Consider the following 20,796-nt stretch of genomic DNA (forward strand, 5'->3'; position numbering starts at 1 on the left):
TCACTTAGAGGGCTTCACCCCACTTGCGACTACATTTAATTGTTCCTCTAATTTTTCTGCATCAATTTCGTGCCCATCAGCTGCTTTTGCGATTTCTCCACCTCTAGTTGCCAAGTTTTCGAGTACGAGATTGCAGGTTTTGGTGTACTCCGCGATGTCTTCACTATTGGCGTTGGACAAACGTTGGTTTGCAATATTGATTTTCTCTGACAGCCCGCGATTAGCCAGATCAAGATCACGAGCGGCAACAACCGCATTTTGTATTTTTTGACTCGCATTTTGTTCTACCTTTAAGAGTTGTTCGGCCCATGTTTTTTCTTGGGTGATTGCATTAGTTTTAGCTTTTTCGTTGGCTTCTTTTTGGTCTGCTTTATACTGATTTAATTCAGCTTTGACTTGGTTCACTTGGGTTGTGCATTTGGCATCTGCACTATTCAAGTCATTTGCCAAGCTGTTAGCTTGCCAAGTCTGGAATACGCCATAAAGCACCAGGACAATGATTAATGACCACCGCTTATGTGCCAGTACCCACCAGAAACAGGCACAAAAAAAGCGCCAAATGGCACTCAGGATTGCGAGGGCTGAAATCATAAGTTTGCTCCCATACATTTTGTATATCGCTCAAGCTGTCTGGTATATACGCCATAGCAACCATTGGAATGAATTGAGCAATCACGTCCAGCAGCATACTTGTATTTCAGCAATGATTTGCATGCCTGTGTGTACTGCCCTGCTTTGAGATTTTTCAACATAGATGACTTCGCCCACGTGCTTTGCCCGAACTGATATGAGAAATCGGCATAGAGATCATATTCATCTTGCGAGAGTTTGATACCTTGCAAAGACTTGTTAAATACTGGCGCATCTTTGGCATAGTGTGCCTTGAGGTATTCAAGCCCCTGCTTTTTCGAGACTGGCGGATCAGTCATTTTGACTTTGCGACCGTCAGGGTGAACCGTGTTGCCAAATGCCACTGTGGGAACACCACCAACGTCTTTGTATGGTACCGAACGAAAGCCCTCTTTCGAGCCTGTGTATGCCACACCCGTATCACTGACACCCTGAATAAAAAAACCGCCAATTGCGGCGGCTAGAGTTCCAATCACGTAGTATTTAGTCTTGCTCGACATTACATTGTTCCTTATGTTCTAAAGATTTGAGATATGCCTTATGTTCAATAACATCACGCTTGTCTTTTTTACGTGCGAAATACCAGTTCATCGCCAAGCCACCTACACCGATCAGCACACTGATCCAGAAACCCAAATCCAGTGAAGCTAGCCACGATGACAATGCACCAATACTCCCGCCATACATGGCCGTTTTACTGGCAAGTAGCGTTGAAGCAGTGTTATCTAATGCCTGATCTGCCATGGTCCCCCCCAATTTTTGGCAATAAAAAAGCACCCTTTCGGGTGCTCATTTCTTAGAAAAAAGTTAAGTATTAAAAATTGGTCACGTCTACAGCCATCACAGTTGCACTACATGCCTTTTCATAATGAATCGCAGTTTCTCCTTCATGAGTTGTCCCCACATATCTGCCCTGATAGACTAGATTTAAAGTTGATGCTGTATAGTCGATATAGGCACTGGCTTCAACAATACGCATATCAGCACTACTGCCCATTGTAAATGCATCACATGAGCTACCAAATGTAGCGATAGCAATGGATCTATTTTGTGCACTAATACTTAAACGAGAATTGTAATTTTCAGGCCCAACATGCAATCGCGTAAAATTTGACATGTTACCGACAATAAAGCCAACCACTCGCATTGATGGGGTCAGTGCATCATAGACCAATTCAGTGTTGTCATTATAAATCTGCAATCCAAATGTCGAGGATGCTGTAATGTATTTATAGACATCAAATTCATATACCCAACAACCACCCGACACATCAGAACCAGTCGAATTAAACAATGAGATAAAGTAGGATCTGTTTGCGTCAACAGCAATGTTATGTGCAATCTCAGATTTCACACGTAATGCTGGATTATCAGGTAATACAGCGATAATTCGCGTAGGACTTTGAGTTGTATATTGTGTTCGATACCTTGCCTGTATATATGTCTTACGAATAAAACATAGATTTAGATTCGCTCCATCTGAATCAATTTGTACAACCGTTGCATCATCTGCATTTCTTGCTATAAATCCTGCTGTCATCAGTAAACACCATACATTAAAAGCTGCGTGGGAATTGATGCCCCCCACACACGCAAATTGATAGTCAGAACATTATCGTTGAGTGTTAATCCATAAAAAGATGATGCTGACGATGTAATTTTTTGATACCCATAATTAATGGTGTACCACTGCACAGAAACTGTTGTCGCATTTTGGAAAGGAATGATAAAGGGTGTACCCTCCCGAAACTTGTCATCTGTAATGGTTAAAGTGTAGAACCCATTACCCCGTGAGGTTAACTGATAGAAACCCAAAACACGCGAGCATCTATCAGTCACATCCTGTACCAGGGCTCCTGATGCATTAAATACCTGCAATCCTTGCATAACCTACCCCTTACCAAAAGCCACAACGAACACGAAGTACATTGTTGTCGTCATACACTTGGAATAATCCCCCAGTAATAACCATACGAGTACCTGTAGGGTTATTAATGTCTTTGTACGTGGTAATAGTTCCGAAATTAGCACTAAGCGCACTCAAGCTCTCAGCATTGATCTTATTCGCATTGATTGATCCAATTACTGCATCAGACAAATATAGACCTGCTGGAACAACTGTACCGTTGGCTAAGGTTTGCGATGTTGACTGGTATACAAATGCATACTTACCTGCGTCACCATTTCCTGAAGGCGGTGCAATCGCAAACTTATTCGCACGAATAATCATGTCAACAGATGAACCGCTGTTTGCAAGCCCAATACCACCCACCAAGCCATTACTGTCTAGTTTCAATGTGTATTGAAGATTCAGGCCATTGATACTTGTTTGCTGAGTTTGAATGCTTGCTGTGTTGCTGTTTACTGTGGTTTGAATCGTGCTGATCTGCGATGCTGTCGAGCTTTGAGCGTCAGACAAAGTTTTAATATTGCTTTGAACAGTCGCTAAATTTGCATCAAAAGTTGATTGAACAGTATCAATACGTGAACCTAAAGCGCTGTCTGCATTTACTCTCGCTGTCGTCTCAGACTGTATCAATGCTGAATTGTCTGAAACACTCGCTGTCACAGTATCAATTCGCTGTCCAAGTGCTGAATCGGCATCTGTAAATGCAGACTGGATCGTCCAACTCGTTGCCGTGTTGCTTGAGCTGTCTGCTGTCAGTGCTGAGCTATCAGCAGTAACAGGTGTAACCTGGGCGTAAACACCGTCGAGCTTGGCCGCTTGGGATGATTGCTCTGTTGCAAGTGTATTGATTGACGTCTGAACAGCAGCAAAAGAAGAATCAGTGCTTGTTTTATATGTATTAACAACATTTAAAACATTCGTATCTCCATCTTTTCTGTTTTGAATCTCTGTTGTTAATCCATCACTCACATTTTTTACAGCATTAATTAAGTTACTAACATCACCATCAACACTATCAATTTTATCTACCTTTTCACGTAATGATTGATCAAGCTGTGATTCAGTAATTTGACCGTCCAATGCGTCTAAAATTTCATCTGCATTGGCTGTGCTTGTGCCACTTACCCAGCTTGACCATTCGCCAACATTACCAATCTTATCAACTAAGCGACCACTGTAATAAAGTGTGACCTTAGCTGCTAACCCTTGTTGCTGTAAATCGCTTGTTGGGTATGCGTACAAACCTAGTTGAGTAGCGTCTGACTTGTCTGATTTTGTTGCATATCGTATTTCAGTGTAAGCCGTATCTGATGCCCCTGTTGCAGGAAATTTCCACTCAACCCTCATGCCGAACATCGTGCCAGTAGCAACAATGTTTGCCAATTTTGGCGGTGTACCTGTTTTCCCAGACAAATAAGTGAGTATTGATGATGTTGGCAATGATGAAATATCAAATGCAGAAATCGCAGTCACACGTGCTTGATAGTTGCCCGAATAAATCCCCGCTACTTCTACAGAAGTATTGCCCGTGACAGGCATTTTTATCCATGTACCGTCATCTTTGCGCCATTCAACAAGGTACTTCACTGCAAAGTCAGCTTTATCCCAGGCAATAACCATCGTCGCAATATTGATACCCTGCTGCACCTGGTCATAAGTCGATAGCACAACATTTTTAACTTGATCTTGCGATTTTGGGTTGATGATTGAAACAGGTGTTGTCACTGTTGCAGCGCCGCTGTCCACCTCATCAAATTTACTTGAATTGTATTCAAGCGCAGTGATGCTGAACTGATGTGCTTCATCTTGCTTAACCGTCATCACGCGAAATTTACGTGTCGCTAAATCACTAGAATCAATCGTCCATGCATTTTGCGCAGCAACTGAATCTGCTGCAAAAGCTTCAGTTACAGTCACAGCACGACTAGATACACTTTGAATGATCCGCGTAATTGCTGCACCCGATTCACTATTTACATAGATTTTATCACCTGCGCTCGCGGTCACATCACGATCCAAAGTGAGCGTTGTTCTGTCTGAAGAAACTTTACTGATACGTCCACCAATGAAGCGACCTGCATAGTTGTTATCTGCAACAGAAATGACTTTACCAGGAACAGGAATGTTCCCATCTAAGCCGACTTTAAAACTCACCGTTTGTGTGTCTTTCTGCTCTGAACGAATCGCCCAATGCCCTGCACGTTGCGCCTGTCCTCGACTGGTACACCCCCAAGCTGACACTTCAACAACTTTCACACCGTGCTTTGCAATCGCTTCTTGATCACGTACAAATTCATATTCTGTTTTAAAACGATTTTCAGGATTATCCCACGCTACTTTCGCAACTGTATGTCGATCACGCGCACGTGTGCCTGAATATTCAAAAGCACCATCAATCACGTTTGCATTTGTATAGTTAAAATATACATCTTGCGGCATGTCAGCATCACAAATAATGCTGTCACCATCCCAATATGAAATAGCCCGAAACACACCCGCAAGTTTGCTTAAAATCGTGTACGCATCTTCGGTTGATTGAATATAGACATTGCATGTAAAACGCGGTTCTTGACCGCCTGCGCCATCACTGACTAAGCCATCACAATATTGGCCAAGTTTATAAAGACTCGCTTTATCGAGCATCGCATCCGTGATACGACTGCCTAAGCCGTAGCGTTTTGCTGTGCAAATATCGTAATAAATCCATGCCGGATTATTTGAGTAAGCGCGTTTAAAAGAGCCATCCCAAATGCCCGTATATTTTCGTGTCACAGGATCATAATTGCTCGGAACACGAATTTTAATGCCCTTTGCCATGACCGCAACTTTTGCAACACTGGAGAAATTTTCTGCGTCATATTGCAAACCAAGCAATGCCGTATTTGGATAACGAAACTTTGCATCGATCACTTCTGCATACGATGCAACATACATTGAATCAGTCACATAATCCGACTGTGCAGGTGGAGTTAAACGTCTGACACGAACATTCCAGCCGCTTTCAGCTTTTGGCAAATCAATACGATGTGAACGTTCATAGTTTGCAGAAGTTTTATCGCTAATTTGGGTATTTAAAACTTCAGCATAAGCCCCTCCATCTGTTGAGATGTCGATTGCATATTTAATCGTTACCCCTGTTACATCACCGTTACTTGCATTTGTCGTCCGTAATGCCCCCCATTTGAGACGAACTCGAACTGCATTAATGTCAGTGTTGGTGAGCGAGCGAACCCATGCCGATGTTTTTAACTCGACATTGACATCAGTATCGTTAGAAACTTCGGGAAAACCTTCAATGTAAGTTTGATCATTTGTACCCGCGCGAAAATCCCATGTGACATCATCAAAGTTTGAATCACTGTTGCTGCTCAAAATAGGCGTATCATCAAGATAAACACCCTTGCCACCATCAACAATACCTTCGATCTCGCCTTCGCTCAAACCATACAAAATTTTAATGTAAGTTTTTGATTGTGCTGAATCTGTTGCAACAACAGGTGTACGTGATGATGAGCTTGATTTTTTTGCGCCTTTTACAATGCGATAGTCGGCATCCATCGGATGCGAATAGCCGTTACGATGTTTTTTCATGCCAAATTCCAAGCAATAAAAAAGGCGCATAACGCGCCTAAAGGTTTATATTTTTTAAAGTTGATCTTCAGGATATTGCCCTGCTGAAACAATGAATCCGCCGATTTCACGTTCACCGTACAAAATCGGCACTGGATTGCCTTGAGCCACCGTTGTAACAGCCGAACCAAAACCATAGTTAGCTTTATTCCCATCACTGTTTGAGTCATCAGTTTTGGCTTTTGGCATTAACATCTGTGCAACACCACCAAGCATCATTCCAACACCTGCGCCAATTAAACCTTGGGCTACAACTGCACCAACACCAGTCCAGCCCGCCACTACACCTACAACAACACCCACAACGACCATCACAGCACCGAGAACAGTCTGTAAAACACCGTTGTTCCCGCCCGCTCCTTCAACAACTGGCATGATCCGTACCAATTCTGCATCTGAGTTCATTTCAATTTCTTGTTCAGATACATTGTGCTTATCATGAAAGACCGCAAAGCGTAATCCTTTCTTGTGAGCATTCAGCATGAATTGTTCAAAGCCGTCTAACTGGACTGCTAAAAGTCGCATGGCTTCTTTGGTTGAGCTTACGTAAAGCCGATATTCTTTGCCAAATTTTTCACGCAAAATTCCATGAAAACGAATTGTTTTATACTTCATGCTTGTAATCCTTGTGGCGTAGAATTTTCACTGTACGTTCAGACCAATTTAACCCATAAATTTCACGCTTAGATGCTTGATTGTATGGATGATGCAAAACTAAAGTTGAACCAATACACTGCTCTGTTTTTTCGCTTTTAAGCTGCCAATTTTTGCCCAGCCAAATCAATGCATGGTTTGGATGTTCTGTCCGTCCAACTTTGCAAATGAGAACATCACCATACTGCATTGAACTCACTTCATAAAATCCTGTCTTTGCATAGTTCTCAAGATACAGTGAAGCATTGCTTTTAGATTCCCACCATGCATCATCTCGCTCAAAATCTAGTAGCTCAATAGCCAATTCACGCTCATAAAAATCACGAATCAATGAATAGCAGTCCTGCCAACCGTGATAATAATTGCGACCTATTAATGGTGCTTTATATCCACATGGCTCAAATACTTGGATATCAAGATCAGGATAAGCACAAATTACCCACGGTTTTCCATGCAATTCAATTTGATGTTTATCTAAAGCAGATGCAATAGCTGTACCATCAGGATGACTATGCACATATGCCATAATCTCGCCCCGATCTTCAGCATAGGCCAAGGCTTTAGGATCAATTTCAAAATAGTTTTTTGGATTATCAGAAGAATTTTCAAGTCGAATAAATTCGCCATCGACGACTACACCACACATTTCATCTGGATAAGCTTCACTGGCAGCAGTGACAATTTGTTTTTTAAGTTTTGCACTCAATTTCATAAATCACCCGAATAAGTTAGATGCAGCAAACCCACCAAAGTTGGCTTCATTGTTACGTGATTTACATGCAGCAAAACGCCCAGAGCATTTATCTAAACTCGGATCATCAGTTGCAATGTCTTTGTCTGTGAAGTATTGCAATCCCGTGTATTGACATTCTTCACCGCGATAATCACCATTGATGCACCATGTGCAATAGCCCGTGATATTACGCACAGGGATTTGTTGCCCTTCAAAATCAACAGGATTTGAAAGTTCGAAAGAAACTTGCTGTGCGTTTTCAGACGTTTTTTGCTCGATGTACCAAATTTGGGTTTTAGACTCATTTACATCGGCAGTAGTATTACCATCTGCAAAGTTTTCTGCGTCCAAATATTTGGCTAAAGTGCGAATGACTTTAAGTTTTGCGCCTGCAAAATCTTCAAATTGCAGACAATAAGCAGAAACAGCACACTGCACACCGCCAATGTTATTTGACATCGTAAGGGTTGGACTTGATGCCTTTCCAGTTGCGTTCATCTCCAAACCATCGACTTGCAGTGCCATTGGCTCAAAAACTTCACCATTCCAAACAATATTTCTCATCCACAATTTTTCAGTGCCAATATCATAGGTTTTATCGGCAGTCATCATGGTATTATCAGCAGTCGGTAATAACTTATCTACAGATTGATAAATTCTCTGCCAATCCTGATAAGAAATATGTCCATGAAAACGTAAAATGCCAGCACCTAATTTGCTGGCATCTAATTCAAATAATGTGATGAGTCCATCAACATAGAGCTTTTGAAAATCACTTTGTAAAGTCATCTTTAATCACCATGCTTTCCAAAGTTTTCACAGATTTTTCAATTTCTTGTAAGCGTAAGTCAATCCAACGGTTTTCTTGAACATCTAACGCGGTGTTATAATCAGCAACAATGCGCCCTTTTTTATCAAGCATGTAATCAAATGTCTTGATTTCAATGTCGCCCCCTTCAAGCGTTGTATATTCAACAACGTGATATAGATTTCCGTTTGCGTCACGTGGTTGCTCGACTGTCCAACCTTCTTTTGCAAGGCCTGAACTACCTTTAATCAGATAATGCCCAACATCTACTTTTTCAAAAGTAATATTTTGCTCAGATGCTTCGTCATTGAGTTCGATTTTATCTGCAAAAAGTTTGACAATTGGTGATGCTGCTTTAATAAAGCCATTTGCATCAACGGTTGTATTTTTATCAGTTCTAAATCTAACAACGGTAGGACTACTGAAGTTATCAACCCAACTTAATATTGTCGGATTACCTGTATCATATTTAACACTCAAGATAAACTGAGTATCTGCTGTTTTGACATAAAGACTTGGACTATATGTATCAATTTGTTCGTATGAGCCATCATTTCGGAAAAATTGTGTTTTAGTGTTAAGAGCTGCTTTCAACTCAGAAAAATTATTAGCAAATATACTGCCCCCGGACGCACCAAGACCAAAACTGCCAACGCCTAAAATATCGCCTAGATCCAAACCAATATTTGCAAATGCACTTGAGCCTAACCTGTTTAAAGTAATTCCATCACCCAAATAATCATACAGTTCTTTAAAATTCTGATTCGCTTTAGTAAAAGCGGTTCGTGCTGGATCACCTGTACCATCATTTGCAGCATTACCAACATTTATCGTTTGCTTAGTCATAATTTATCTCATAAAAAAAGCACCCTTTCGGGTGCTCATGGTATTCATTGATTAAGGATAGAAAACTTGTGTGAATGTCGTTGAAATAATCCAAACATCTGCACCCTGCTTGACTTTACTATAAGAACTATCAGCTTTTACTCTGACTTGATCGCCATCGTAATTCGACCACAAAAAACTATCTGCGCCTTTGTGTTGATCAAAAAAATTGGCAATTGCATCAATTTCAGATTTTTTTGCAGTACGCTGATAGTTCCATGTTCCTTTTCGGTTATTTATACCAACACTGGTATTTTGTTCATAACCATCGCCGAAGGAACTGTTTAAAATCGAAAACTTTTGGGACTCAGAGTTATTATTAAGATCACACTTCCAGCTAAAAACTAAATCACTCATCTTTTTGCTAATAACCCCCCTTGTCGTTGTTCTTGCATAATGACTGTTCTGACAGCATTACCAATCATTGTACCAAGCTGCTTTTGCTCATTAGTGCCTGCACCTGTTGTTGATGCACCAGAACTATCAACACTTACATAAATCTTAATAGGGCTATTAGATTCCGATGTAGTTGCAGCCATGTCGCTCACATCAGAAATATATTTCTTCTGCGTAACACTACTACTTGAACTACCAACTGAACCACCTTCAGCTCTAAAAATTGGAAGTTTTCCAGTTTCATTAATGTAATCAAGCGTATCAACACCTAGGCTTCGTACAGTACTGGCTTTAAATACATATTCATTATTTGAAAGCCATGCTGGAATTGAGTCGCTTGTCTCTGTACCTGCACCACGTACATGACCACCTGTTGCAAATGCAGCAATTGCCTGGGCTTCAATTAAACCCACATTTGCCATTCCAAGACCGAGTGCAATCGGCGCTAATGTCATATTTAAAGGATATGGTGCATTAGCAAGCACATTAGAATATGCAAGAAATGCATTAATTGTTGCCTGAGCTGCTGCAATCTGTTGCTGACCAAAGTACATCACTTTATATGCTGTACTTGATTCGCCAGCCGAATCCTTGACTAGATCAGTCATGGAACTCCAAACCGTTGATGCCTGAGATAAAATATTAGAATATGTGTTCAAAACAGTATCTTGCTGACTCTGTGCCAGCTCTTTTACTTTTTCGTCATATTCCTCGTCTAAAGCCTGTTTAGATTGTAAATACTGCTCATGCGCTGCGAGAAGTGATTGCTCAATTTGCTGCTGATCCATTAATGGATCATTTTGAATACCTGATTGTTGATTTGCATAAGCACTATTTAGACCCGACAAAGCTGAGCCATATTGATTCTGCAAATCATATGCTGCATAAGAAGCTGAATCCTTCTTTTGCAATAAATATTCCCTAGCACTTATTTCATACTGCCCGACATTATTATCAGCTTGATTCCGTATTGAGAATATGCCCATCGCATTTGCCTGAAGCAGTTTTTCTCTGGTCTCCTTAGTCAACTGATAATTTTTCTGAATTTCATCACGCTCTACAGCATATCGCCTAACAACAATCTCTGTTTCATTCAAATAAGCTTCAAAGGCAGATTGAACTTGCTGTTCTTCCTCACGCTTAACAGCATCAATTTCAGCCTGCATTTGGCGACCAAGAGCTGCTTTTGCATCTTCACGCTGAGCCTTGCTCTTTGTTAAATCAGCATCCATAAGCTGCTGCTTAACTGCATAGCTATCCTTGATCTGTTGGATGCGATCAGTTTCAAATGCATGTAACTGGTTGTATTCCTCCTTCTCTTGAGCATGTAAGGTGGTGAGTTGGCTTTTGTATAACGCAGCCTGTTTTGCCAAAGCATTGGTTTGATCTGAACCTGTCAAGGTTGAGTTAATCGCTTCAATGGCATCTTTGTTATCTTGGGCAAGCTGCTGTTCTTGGGTGTAGTACTTCTTACGAAGTTCAAGTTCCTTATCTTGTCGAATCTTTGTTGCTTCCGCGGCTGCTTTCTGCTGTGCCAGTAAGTCGCCCTGAGTTGGCATCAAGATAGACTGATCAACTTCTGTCTTATTATTCGCGGCAGCTACCCACTTATTTGCATTTTTAACGTAACCTCTAGTTCTTGGTCCAATATTTGTGCCACGCTCAACATTACCTTCACCTGCATGGTATGCAGCAATCGCACTATCCCAATCTCCAAATCGTTTATATAGATACTGCAAGTATTTAGCTGCACCTGCCGCACTTGACTCGACACTTGCCACATCCACGTTAAATCTTTTTGCAGTCGCAGGTAAAAACTGGAATGAACCCTGAGCGCCACTTTCTGATGTTAAAAGTTTGCCGTTGCGGTATGTATCACCTCGACTTTCATTCATCATAATTGCTGAAAGCAGACCAGATGGAAGCCCATATAAGCTTTCTTTATCTGCAAAATTATACTTTGCAGCATTTGCCTGAACTTTAGAAAATGATGCAAGCTCAGTTTTCGAAAGTGTATAGTTTTTAGCATCCCAGCTCTTGATCGTTGCTTGTCGAACAGCAGCAGGCATCACATCATTTTTGGAGCCCGAAAAACCCAACCCTGCTGCTTCTCGCGAATCCGCAAAGTGATTTGCCATTTCAACTGACATGCCATTATTGTTAACCTGATTTTCAATATATTTTTGGCGTGCTAGAGTTTTCTCAACGCCTCGAACATATTCCATCTGCTTTTGAGTTAAGTTTACATATGCTGCTGCTGTATTATTTGTAGCATCGGCATGCTGTTTTTGTTTCTTGGCAGCCTCATCATTTTTTTGATTCAACTGATTTAAAACATCTTTCTGCTGCTGATAAGCCGACTTTGCCCCGTCACTAGCAGAAACTAAGTCACGCATCTTAGTTGCCTGCTCACCGCTTACGCCATTGATCGACTTCACTGCCTCATAAAACTGAACAGCCGACATTTCACCCTGTGAATACTTCGCATACTGATCCTGAATCTGCTTAGCAACATTTTCAGAAACACGTCCCGAGTCTTCCATGTATCCGATATAAGCACTTAAATCTGAGGATGCTGTGACATATTTGACACGTAATTCTTCAACCTGTTTTGTCAACTCATGAATCACAGTATCTTTTTGAATAGAATTAAGTTTTTCATACTTCTTACACAACTCATCAACAGACTGACCTTGAGTGTCCAGAATATTTGCTGTGTCTTTTGTATTATCTTTCAGCATGACATAAGATGCTGCAACTGCTGCAACAGTCAGACCTAAACCCACTGGTCCACCAAGAAGACCAAGCAAGCTCACTCCAGTTCTAACGCTTGCAGCCTGCGCCACATTGTTGGCACTGGTGGCAACCGTCAAACGCTCAGTTGCAGCCGTTTGTGCGGTACGGGCAGCCACATATTCGGCAGATCCTGCAACTGTTGTTGCTGCTAAACGCTGTTCAAGTACAGTGAGTTCGGCAGTCATGCTGGCTTGAACTCGCTGTAATTCCGCCATTCGTGTCAATGTTGCATTTCGACCTTGATCTGTAATTTGGCTGCGTAAACGCTGTGCTTCTAACGCTTTTTCAGCATTGGTTTGTGCAATGCTCGATTCAATCCGTTGAATCTCTGAAGCAATCACCTGACGATCTGCTGCGACTTTCGCCTCAGCATTGGCAACTGCTGCGCGTGCAGCAGACATTTCTGCATTTGCCGCATTGAGTTCTGCAGTTGCTTTACGCTGTGCGGTTAAAATCGCCGCTTCTTCCGCCTGAATATCCGCAACAATGGCGGTGATTTTGCTATAAATCCCTGCAACATATTTCGCTGCTGACGCAGTTCCAGCACCAACCAGATATGCGCCCAGTACGGTTGCCACAGCTTTGACCTCATCCATGTGGGTCACGACTTCTTTCAATGCAGGCACTGCAACATTGACCAGTTCCGCTTCAAAGCCCTGCCACTGTAAATCTAGAATTTGCAGATTTTGTTTTGCCAAAGCCAAGTCTTTGACCATGCTGTCAGATAATATTGAACCTGCTTGTTGGGCGGCATCCCCCCATTGTTTGAATCCTTTGCCACCATTTTCAAGCAATGGAATCAACAATGAAGAATCAGAAATGATAGATTCCATATAGAATTTCATGTCATTGGTTGAAGCCCCTGCTTTTTCCAATGAATCATAAAAAAGCTGCAATGCTTCAGGACCTGATAGCTTTTGGAACTGGTCAATCGTCACCCCGACACGCGGAGCAATATCATTAAAGAAGTCGGCAAGTGGCCCACCACCTGTACGCTGAAAGTCGCCAATACGATCCTGCATGTCTTTCATTTTGTCGGCAAAGGATTCCATCGAAATGCCTGCCGTATCTGCACCGACTGCGTAATATTGGAATTGCTGAATTGAGGCATTGGAGAGCTTGGCAAATTTCTGAATGTCATTGCCTGCATCGACAAACTTTTCTGCAAATGCCATGACACTAGCAACAGATAGACCTGCTGCTACAGCGCCAAGGGCTTTGACAGCCAAAGATGCAGCATCAAAAGATTTAGCAATTTTTTTTGTAGAATCTTCTGCCTGACGTTCCGCACGTTCTAGAGGCTCGGTAAATGAGCTAATGCGGGTCACAAGATCAAGTGTTAAACGACCGAGGGATGCAGCCATATTTACTTTCCTCTAGATAATAAAAAACCCCGCTTAGCGGGGTTATCGTTAATTAGAAATCTATAACTTATTTAATTCATCAGCCTCTCTAGCTGAATAATAAATACTTGTTTTACCAATCATATAAGAAACTTTTACTGTAGTTTTATCAGGCGTAATCCAAATCTTTTCTTCGCCTATACTCATATCCACGGTATTAGCCTCCTTTCCATATTTCAGGCGAAAAGCTTCTAGCATCTTTAAATAAACGACCATTTGGTTTTGATTAGGATCAGCATTCAAAGTTACTTGTATTAATTTTTTATCTTTGAAATAAAAAGAAGGATTAAATGTAAATCCATTTATACGATAATTTTGAATCGCTAGTAAACGCAAAGCGCCATCGCCGAGTGTAGTTCCTTCAGTTGGAATAACATCTTTTGCTTCTGGAAAAACTGTTTTAACTTGATTAACGGTCATACCTTTAGCTGCTTTTTGCCAAATAATTTGACTAAACACAGTTGATGAAAATGCAGTACCTAAAATAAGGCATGTTATTTGTATAATTTTTTTCATTTTTTAATCTCTTACTGACAAGAGACTAGAATATACTCAATTTACTTGAAGTGATGCAAACTCAAGATTAAGTCGTTTGCATCAAATAAGCAGTTAAAGCGTCATCATCAAATTCCGACTCGTCATTTGCAGCCCGTTTTTCAGTTCCCTCATGTAGCATAAGATCAACAAGCTCAACATTTTTAACGCCCTTCGATACTAAAAATGAATGATGTAATCGCGCCAACTCTTGCTCTATTCTTCGGCCAATGTTGAGGCTTCCGTATTTTCCGACATAGGCTGCCCAGATTTTAATTTCTGCGTATGTAAGGTTTTGGACTTCTTCGATGCTTTTACCCGTCGCGACTGCGATTTCACAGATGAGTTCAGTTTCGGGTTCGAGTTCTGCGTCTTTCCCAATGAGTTTACTTCTACAATTTTAAACCAAAGTGCGTCCGTTAAATCTTGGCTGAAATTCCGACGAACTTGAGCTTCTGTAAACTGAAGATTGCCTTCTGCATCACAAATGGAAGCAGCCAAAATACCTGCCAATGCCTCTTTATTTTCACCAAAAGCACGAAGTTTTGCCACGGCGGTATCATAAGAGTACGGTTTGATAAAAGTATCAAACTCAGCATCTTCACCATTGTATTTAATTTGAACTGTGACTGCCTGCGGCTTAGTAATCAATACGCCTGCGTTAATTTCTGTAATATCAATCTTTTTCATTGTTTTATCCTAAAAAAGAAAGCCCCAATCAAGGGGCTAAAGGTTTGATCTTAGGTTGCAGGAATAAATGTGGTTGCACTTGAGCGCTGCATAGTCACGGTACAGTTGACCAAAGTATCTGCATCAAATTTCCACACTGGAGTAGTCAACGAGGCTTCAAATCGCCACCATGTACGGTCGGTTGGAAGTGCATTAAGCACACTACCTGTAGCGGTTGGAATGGATTGTGAATCAGTCGCACCCTGAATAATGGTTAATGCTTTTTTCTCAGTCGCCCACTGAACAATCTTTAAGTGACTTGGATTTGAAGTGTCAATGTCAAAACCTAATGAACCATCGCCCGGATCAGAAAGACCAGGAATATAAGTTTTGGTTTCGTCTTCATCTAAGCAAGTTGTTTCAATCTTGCCCGCAGAATCAGAACCGGGATCAAATGTTTTTAAGCAAGTAAGCTGAATTAATTCAGTACCATCAAATGCCCACCAACGAGAACCTTGTACACGTAACTTTGCCATGAGTAATTGCTCCTTTCAGGCATAAAAAAAGCGCCCATTCGGACGCATAACTAAAAAATTTAAACTATCGATTTACATGCCAGCTCACATCAAAACTGTAGTGCGGCATACCTGTCACTGGGTCTCGATCCTGATTGCCATAGCGAGTGACATAACACTCTGTCTCAATCGCATTCCGCACCGCTTTGGCAACATCACTGACCACATCATCATCCGTGGCATACACATCAATCTGAACATCAACACGGTCACAACTTGGAGCAGTATCTAGTTCGTTGTATGGGTCACCACCCACAATTTGCCAAGTCACATACGGTGGTTGGGGATTGTCAGGAGCAAGCCCAAAACTATACGCACGTAAAATACCATTGCTTTCAAGCAAGTCAGTCACGGCGGCATTGGCTTTGAGTATCGGGAAAATCGGCAAATCAATCATGATCAGCCTCCTAAAATGATATTAATTTCTGCAGAGAATACAGACACAAACTTGTCGGTAATCTGCCCCACATTTTTTGACAATGCAGGACGCATAAACGGCTGTGCTGCGATTTCACTGGTCCCAAACTCGATATAACGCCAGTAGGTGGTAATGCCACCTGGTAAACCTGATAAAGCAGTTTTATCCGTATATTTATTCTGTGCAGCCCCACCACGCACACCGACTCGCATACGGATTTCATTGGAATTACTGGTTTTACCTGTCTGAGTGACAATGTTCTTCCAGATTTTCTCTTTGGTAATTGGATCATCCAGCGCTTTGGCATTTGCTCGAGCAGCATCACGGGCAATATTCATGGCTTGCCGTGCCGACTTTCGTGTAATGCGTTTAATGGTACTTTTCTTGCCAATCGCTCTCAGTTTTTGCCGTACCTGATCTAAACCTTGGATACGTGCCATAAGCACCTCACGGATTCCACGCTTTTTCCCCTGTTGCAAGGTTCAAGGTCAAATATTCACGTCGACTGTCAGGATCTGCCATCGGGTTACCATCGATGCGGTAGTAATAGCCATCAAACTTCACCCGCATCGAGGAGGTAATTTGCTTAGTCATTTGGCTATAACGAATTTTTGCCCGTGCCTGAATGGTACTTTGCACCGCCTTTGCTGCAATCTGGTCTTTGGTTGATAGGTCTGTAACCTCTGCCCAAACAGTCGCAAGGTCTGTCCACTGGCTGATTTGCTTGCCTGTTTTCGGGTCTTGCCCTGTCACGTTTTCTTTTTGAATGGTGATGCGGTGTTTTAAGTTCGATGCTTTCATCAATCACCTCATACCACTGTCGGACTGCGAAATGGAAAAAGTAAAGCCCGAACGGGTGGCGGCAAGTAATTGCCATCACTGGGCATATCCCCTTCAATGTTGCGGTACTGGTCGTAATAACCACACAACAGCAAAACGGCTTGTGTCAATTGCGCGGGATAGCTCACAACACCCGCAGCATCTGCTTCAAACGTATCTGTCACATACGAAAAAACCGCAGATTCTGCGGCTTGTCGGTAGGCATCCAAAAGGTCATTTTGATCATCCGAATCATAACGCAAATGCTGTTTGACCAGTTCCAAGGTAGTAATTGCCATTATTTTGCCCCTTTTACGCACAACTTAAATGATTCATGGCTGAATTCACCCTGATGATCTTTTTCACAGTGCCAAAGTGAACCTTTAAACGTCACAAAACTGCCTTTTTTATAGGTTTTTTCATCTGAAAATACGCCCTGATACAAACTTTCAAAGGACTTATTGGCATCAGACTGTGGTGCTGGCGTATTGGATGACCCTGTACTAAATGGATCATCTTTGGCATCACGCTTTGCCAATGCTTCCAGTGAGAAATTTTGCTGTTGAATCAGTGGAGAATCACCACCTTTAACGGGCAAATAACCTAATTTTTGCCGCGCTTCATTGGGTGAAAAAATCCCTGCGCCAATTCCTTCCTTGTAATAAGCAATCTTGCTCGATGAGTCCATGCGAATCAGCACATCTAAATCAAGAAAGGCTTCGACACCCAAATCAACCAAGCCCAAACCATCATCTAGCAGGTTTTCACGGGCCTCGATGTAAGACTGCAAACAATCTGAATAATAGATCTCGTTCAGATCAGAAACTTTGGTTGCGCCCTGCACATCGGTAATGCCAATTTTAAAAGGTGGGACATTGAAAGCGGTACAGACAATCCGAGCTGACATATTCAACTGCTCAACCAGTTGGCTATCTGTGGCTTTCATCCCAATACTGGTGTATTTCGCCCCATCAGACAGTAGCCCAGTTTTACCTACATTGGCACCACCATAGTTTGTGTCCCATTTGGTTTTAATATCTTGGGCTTTATCTTTATCGACTGCACCAGGTACTTCAATCACGCCACCAGGTCTTGAGCCATTCAGAAAGAAATTTTTAGAATTGCGTAAAATCGAGATGCCCTGCTCCGAAGCCAAAGCACATGCCATGATCGGGGTTAAACCAATCAATGGGTGATACAGTGCATTAATACGGTCATGGATCATTTCGGAGGCAGGGATAATCACATTTTCAGTTTGTGTCAGCCGATCAGTGCTCAACTGGTAAAACACATTACCCTGATCATCCACCAAGGTGGTGACCAAATCAGGGTTGAGAATTACAAGGCGATAAATTTCACCAAAGGCATCTTTCACCTTGAATACATAAGTATTACCACGTAAAAGTAAGCTTTGCGTCCATTGTTCATTGAATTGCTGCCAATTCTGGTAATGATTTGGCTTTTTAAAGACACGAACAAGCTGTTTTGGAGTCAATGCATCCACCAAAACGCCCTGCTGTTTCTTCTTGAGTAGAATCGGCATCTTGCCAATGTCTTTAGAAATTAGACCGACACAAGCAAATACAGCATAAAATGCGGTCATGTCTTCACGGGTAATTTCCTTATTTTGTTGCCAAGCGCCTGAAAATGGCTCTTGCACAAAAAAACTGTTCCAAGTTCCTGCATTTCGGGCAGTTTGGTAGCTTTTTCGTTTGAATAACTTCTCAAAAATACCCATGTCTACCGCCTTTATTCGCTTGGAACTTGTTCTTTTTCCACTTCAGAAGATGCCTTTTTAGGTTCATCACATGCCTTTGCAACCCCTGTTTTAATCAAAACATTGGCAGCAAAATCCTCAACCTCTTTAACATCGCCCACGTTGGCATCATGCATCGTCTTTAAATACTCAATTTTCATCGCTGCTCCCATAGCTCAACAATCAATTTTCATTGCTCAGATATGAAAACAGCCCCAAATCAGGAGCTGTTATTCATTCATTTACACGGCTTAGTACTGAATATAAGCACTGGCAATGGCACGGCGTTTTGCCCATGTAATGAACTTTTCAACACGAATGGCAAACTCATTGTTCTGCCATAGATTGTAAGTCGTTGTGCCATCCACTAAGGTTGCTTGGTCACTGTAGGACACATCCACACCACCATCTTGAGCCACCAAGATTTCACTCATTTTCACAAGCTCAATTTTAGAACCCACTGCTTGAGAAGTAATCACAGGAATTCCCAACAAGCTACGGGCTGCACCTGCAAACGACATTCCAGTAAAGTAGGTATTTCCTAAAGCATCACGCAGCAAAGCCAATTGCATGGCGCGGGTTTCAGACATCAGGAAATAGGCATTGTCTGTTGATAGGTTGGCTTCCACAAAAGTTGTGATTAGAGTCATTAAGTCCTTTTCATAATCTGCTGCCGTTGTGCCTGAACTTGGTACAGCAGTCACGCCATTTAAAATGCCCGCAGGAACGACATCACTCCCTGCAGCTGTACCCAAGAATGTGGTATCAATCAATTCAGCCGATGCTGCAATCAAATCATCCAAAACCAGTTTATCAATTGCAGGGTCTGCACGGCGCAATAGCTCTTGGGTATAGACCGTAATCGCAGCAAGCTTATGCTCTTTGATTTCCACACTATCAAAAGTTGGGTTGGTCAGTGGTTTAGGCTGAGATTCACCTACCCATGCAGCCGTACCGCCTGTTTTCTGACCTTTAATTTTTACGTTAAAAGGCACTGAACGATAGCCCTTCAATTTGTCAAACACAGTGGCATTGCGTAGCAGTTCGATAAAGTCGCCTGTATAAGTACTGGTTTCAACCAATGGCGCACCAAAGCCTGTATCGGTCGTGGTTCCTAGTGTTGCCTTTTCCACAAACTGAATCACACTTTCCCCATAACCCAAATTTTTAGCTGCTTGTACAGCGGTCACTGCGTTACCTTTCTTCGCTTCATGGGCTGACAACATTTTTGCACGGACAAACTGAGCAAAACCAATACCTTTCGGTAAGGTTTCAATCACTGTTGCAGGTGCAGCAGGGTTTGGATTGCCTTCAGCAGATTTTTTGGCTTGCTGAGGATTTTCACCTGCAACAGGTGTTGCTGTTTGGGCTGCTTTTTCAATTTCAGCAATCTGCGTTTGTACGCGGGCAATATTCTTCTGAATTGCATCAATTTCAGCTTCAAGCTGCTTAATTTCTGCCTCAGTTGCTTCATCAGGTGTCGTCCCTGCTTCTGCTGACTTTGATAATGCTGCCTGCATTGCTTGGTTCTTTTCTGACAATGCTTTCAGCAACTTTGCTAAATATTCTTTCATAGTTTCACTCCGCCCTTCGTTGGGCTTGCTAATTTGACAACAACATGTTTTTGTTCAGATGCATCGCCATCTGGAACGTTCTGAGGTTTTTTGCCCAACGCGGCTTGATGTTCCTCAAATGCTTTAGAGAAATCTGTTTCTGATTCGCGGTTACACGGAATCGTAACGAGGGATAATTCGTAAAATTCCCAATCGTTAAACTGAATACCACCGCCTTTAATCATTTCAGCATCATCCCAATTCGGGATAAATCCAACCGACAAGCCTTTAATCAAGCCGTGTTTTAAGGACTGATACGCCTCATCAATGCGAGCTTTCAGTGCACCTTCTTCATCAATTTTTGGTAGATAAATCTCTACCTCAATGCCTTTGCTTGTTACCTTGGCGCTGGTGACTTGCCCAATAGGAGACTTAGGGTCATGGTGAAAAAGTAATGGCATAGGCAAAGTGAACTTAGCTCCTTTAGGCACCATGATGTCTTTGGCTCGGTCTTGATTCGGTGTGCTTGCAATGCCTGTAAATGTGCGCTTTTCATCATCGGCACTTTTAATTTCAAATGCGCCAAATGTTTTCTGTAGAGCAGTCATGGCTTCTCCAAAAATGAAAA

Annotated in this window: 23 protein-coding genes; all 23 read right to left on the reverse strand. The window is 42.0% G+C overall.

Annotated elements, in window-relative coordinates; genetic code table 11:
- The 23 genes from GBN19_RS03275 to GBN19_RS03380 all read right to left on the reverse strand — a co-directional run bounded on the left by GBN19_RS03275 (position 1) and on the right by GBN19_RS03380 (position 20,776).
- Positions 1 to 591 carry a hypothetical protein gene (locus GBN19_RS03275; protein ID WP_151777146.1) on the reverse strand — a complete coding sequence of 197 codons (591 nt, stop codon included), beginning with the start codon at positions 589 to 591 and terminating at the stop codon, positions 1 to 3.
- Complete coding sequence (locus GBN19_RS03280; protein WP_151777147.1) at positions 588 to 1,130, reverse strand: lysozyme; 543 nt, start codon at positions 1,128 to 1,130, stop codon at positions 588 to 590. The genes GBN19_RS03275 and GBN19_RS03280 overlap by 4 nt, the downstream gene beginning before the upstream one ends.
- Complete coding sequence (locus GBN19_RS03285) at positions 1,114 to 1,374, reverse strand: holin (protein WP_151777148.1); 261 nt, start codon at positions 1,372 to 1,374, stop codon at positions 1,114 to 1,116. Before GBN19_RS03285 ends, GBN19_RS03280 begins: the two co-directional genes overlap by 17 nt.
- Positions 1,375 to 1,444: 70 nt before the next feature.
- Positions 1,445 to 2,170 carry a hypothetical protein gene (locus GBN19_RS03290; RefSeq protein WP_151777149.1) on the reverse strand — a complete coding sequence of 242 codons (726 nt, stop codon included), beginning with the start codon at positions 2,168 to 2,170 and terminating at the stop codon, positions 1,445 to 1,447.
- Entirely contained in the window at positions 2,170 to 2,517 is a 348-nt protein-coding gene (locus tag GBN19_RS03295) for a hypothetical protein (protein WP_151777150.1), read from the reverse strand. Before GBN19_RS03295 ends, GBN19_RS03290 begins: the two co-directional genes overlap by 1 nt.
- A gap of 10 nt (positions 2,518 to 2,527) precedes the next feature.
- The gene (locus tag GBN19_RS03300) at positions 2,528 to 6,130 is read right to left on the reverse strand and encodes a host specificity protein J (protein ID WP_228271201.1); all 3,603 of its coding nucleotides are present in this window, start codon (positions 6,128 to 6,130) and stop codon (positions 2,528 to 2,530) included.
- A gap of 54 nt (positions 6,131 to 6,184) precedes the next feature.
- Positions 6,185 to 6,784 (reverse strand): tail assembly protein, encoded by a 600-nt coding sequence (locus tag GBN19_RS03305; protein WP_151777151.1) that lies wholly within the window; start codon positions 6,782 to 6,784, stop codon positions 6,185 to 6,187.
- Positions 6,774 to 7,535, reverse strand: coding sequence for a C40 family peptidase (locus tag GBN19_RS03310; RefSeq protein ID WP_151777152.1), 762 nt, complete (start codon positions 7,533 to 7,535; stop codon positions 6,774 to 6,776). The genes GBN19_RS03305 and GBN19_RS03310 overlap by 11 nt, the downstream gene beginning before the upstream one ends.
- A gap of 3 nt (positions 7,536 to 7,538) precedes the next feature.
- Positions 7,539 to 8,345, reverse strand: a complete 807-nt coding sequence (locus tag GBN19_RS03315) for a phage minor tail protein L (protein ID WP_151777153.1) — start codon at positions 8,343 to 8,345, stop codon at positions 7,539 to 7,541.
- Positions 8,329 to 9,210 (reverse strand): phage tail fiber protein, encoded by an 882-nt coding sequence (locus tag GBN19_RS03320; RefSeq protein ID WP_151777154.1) that lies wholly within the window; start codon positions 9,208 to 9,210, stop codon positions 8,329 to 8,331. The genes GBN19_RS03315 and GBN19_RS03320 overlap by 17 nt, the downstream gene beginning before the upstream one ends.
- A gap of 51 nt (positions 9,211 to 9,261) precedes the next feature.
- Complete coding sequence (locus tag GBN19_RS03325) at positions 9,262 to 9,606, reverse strand: phage tail protein (protein ID WP_151777155.1); 345 nt, start codon at positions 9,604 to 9,606, stop codon at positions 9,262 to 9,264.
- The gene (locus GBN19_RS03330; RefSeq protein ID WP_151777156.1) at positions 9,603 to 13,805 is read right to left on the reverse strand and encodes a transglycosylase SLT domain-containing protein; all 4,203 of its coding nucleotides are present in this window, start codon (positions 13,803 to 13,805) and stop codon (positions 9,603 to 9,605) included. The genes GBN19_RS03325 and GBN19_RS03330 overlap by 4 nt, the downstream gene beginning before the upstream one ends.
- 60 nt (positions 13,806 to 13,865) lie before the next feature.
- Complete coding sequence (locus GBN19_RS03335) at positions 13,866 to 14,360, reverse strand: hypothetical protein (protein WP_151777157.1); 495 nt, start codon at positions 14,358 to 14,360, stop codon at positions 13,866 to 13,868.
- A gap of 234 nt (positions 14,361 to 14,594) precedes the next feature.
- A complete protein-coding gene (locus GBN19_RS03340) occupies positions 14,595 to 15,068 on the reverse strand; it encodes a phage tail assembly chaperone family protein, TAC (protein ID WP_151777158.1) in 474 nt (157 codons plus the stop codon).
- A 50-nt stretch (positions 15,069 to 15,118) separates the two neighbouring features.
- Positions 15,119 to 15,583: a phage tail tube protein gene (locus tag GBN19_RS03345; RefSeq protein WP_151777159.1), complete on the reverse strand. Its 465-nt coding sequence runs from the start codon at positions 15,581 to 15,583 to the stop codon at positions 15,119 to 15,121.
- 64 nt (positions 15,584 to 15,647) lie between these two features.
- Positions 15,648 to 16,019, reverse strand: a complete 372-nt coding sequence (locus tag GBN19_RS03350) for a DUF3168 domain-containing protein (protein ID WP_151777160.1) — start codon at positions 16,017 to 16,019, stop codon at positions 15,648 to 15,650.
- Between the two features lie 2 nt (positions 16,020 to 16,021).
- Complete coding sequence (locus tag GBN19_RS03355) at positions 16,022 to 16,480, reverse strand: HK97-gp10 family putative phage morphogenesis protein (RefSeq protein ID WP_151777161.1); 459 nt, start codon at positions 16,478 to 16,480, stop codon at positions 16,022 to 16,024.
- A gap of 7 nt (positions 16,481 to 16,487) precedes the next feature.
- Positions 16,488 to 16,841 carry a phage head closure protein gene (locus GBN19_RS03360; protein WP_151777162.1) on the reverse strand — a complete coding sequence of 118 codons (354 nt, stop codon included), beginning with the start codon at positions 16,839 to 16,841 and terminating at the stop codon, positions 16,488 to 16,490.
- Between the two features lie 8 nt (positions 16,842 to 16,849).
- Positions 16,850 to 17,158, reverse strand: a complete 309-nt coding sequence (locus GBN19_RS03365; protein ID WP_151777163.1) for a head-tail connector protein — start codon at positions 17,156 to 17,158, stop codon at positions 16,850 to 16,852.
- Positions 17,158 to 18,597 (reverse strand): phage portal protein, encoded by a 1,440-nt coding sequence (locus GBN19_RS03370; protein ID WP_151777164.1) that lies wholly within the window; start codon positions 18,595 to 18,597, stop codon positions 17,158 to 17,160. Before GBN19_RS03370 ends, GBN19_RS03365 begins: the two co-directional genes overlap by 1 nt.
- A gap of 11 nt (positions 18,598 to 18,608) precedes the next feature.
- Positions 18,609 to 18,776 carry a hypothetical protein gene (locus GBN19_RS15715; RefSeq protein ID WP_171494427.1) on the reverse strand — a complete coding sequence of 56 codons (168 nt, stop codon included), beginning with the start codon at positions 18,774 to 18,776 and terminating at the stop codon, positions 18,609 to 18,611.
- 90 nt (positions 18,777 to 18,866) lie between these two features.
- Positions 18,867 to 20,189 (reverse strand): phage major capsid protein, encoded by a 1,323-nt coding sequence (locus tag GBN19_RS03375; RefSeq protein ID WP_151777165.1) that lies wholly within the window; start codon positions 20,187 to 20,189, stop codon positions 18,867 to 18,869.
- Positions 20,186 to 20,776, reverse strand: a complete 591-nt coding sequence (locus GBN19_RS03380; RefSeq protein ID WP_151777166.1) for an HK97 family phage prohead protease — start codon at positions 20,774 to 20,776, stop codon at positions 20,186 to 20,188. The genes GBN19_RS03375 and GBN19_RS03380 overlap by 4 nt, the downstream gene beginning before the upstream one ends.
- Positions 20,777 to 20,796 lie beyond the last annotated feature (20 nt).

Origin of the sequence: Acinetobacter brisouii, from assembly GCF_008993995.1 — a bacterium.
Taxonomy (GTDB): domain Bacteria; phylum Pseudomonadota; class Gammaproteobacteria; order Pseudomonadales; family Moraxellaceae; genus Acinetobacter; species Acinetobacter brisouii_A.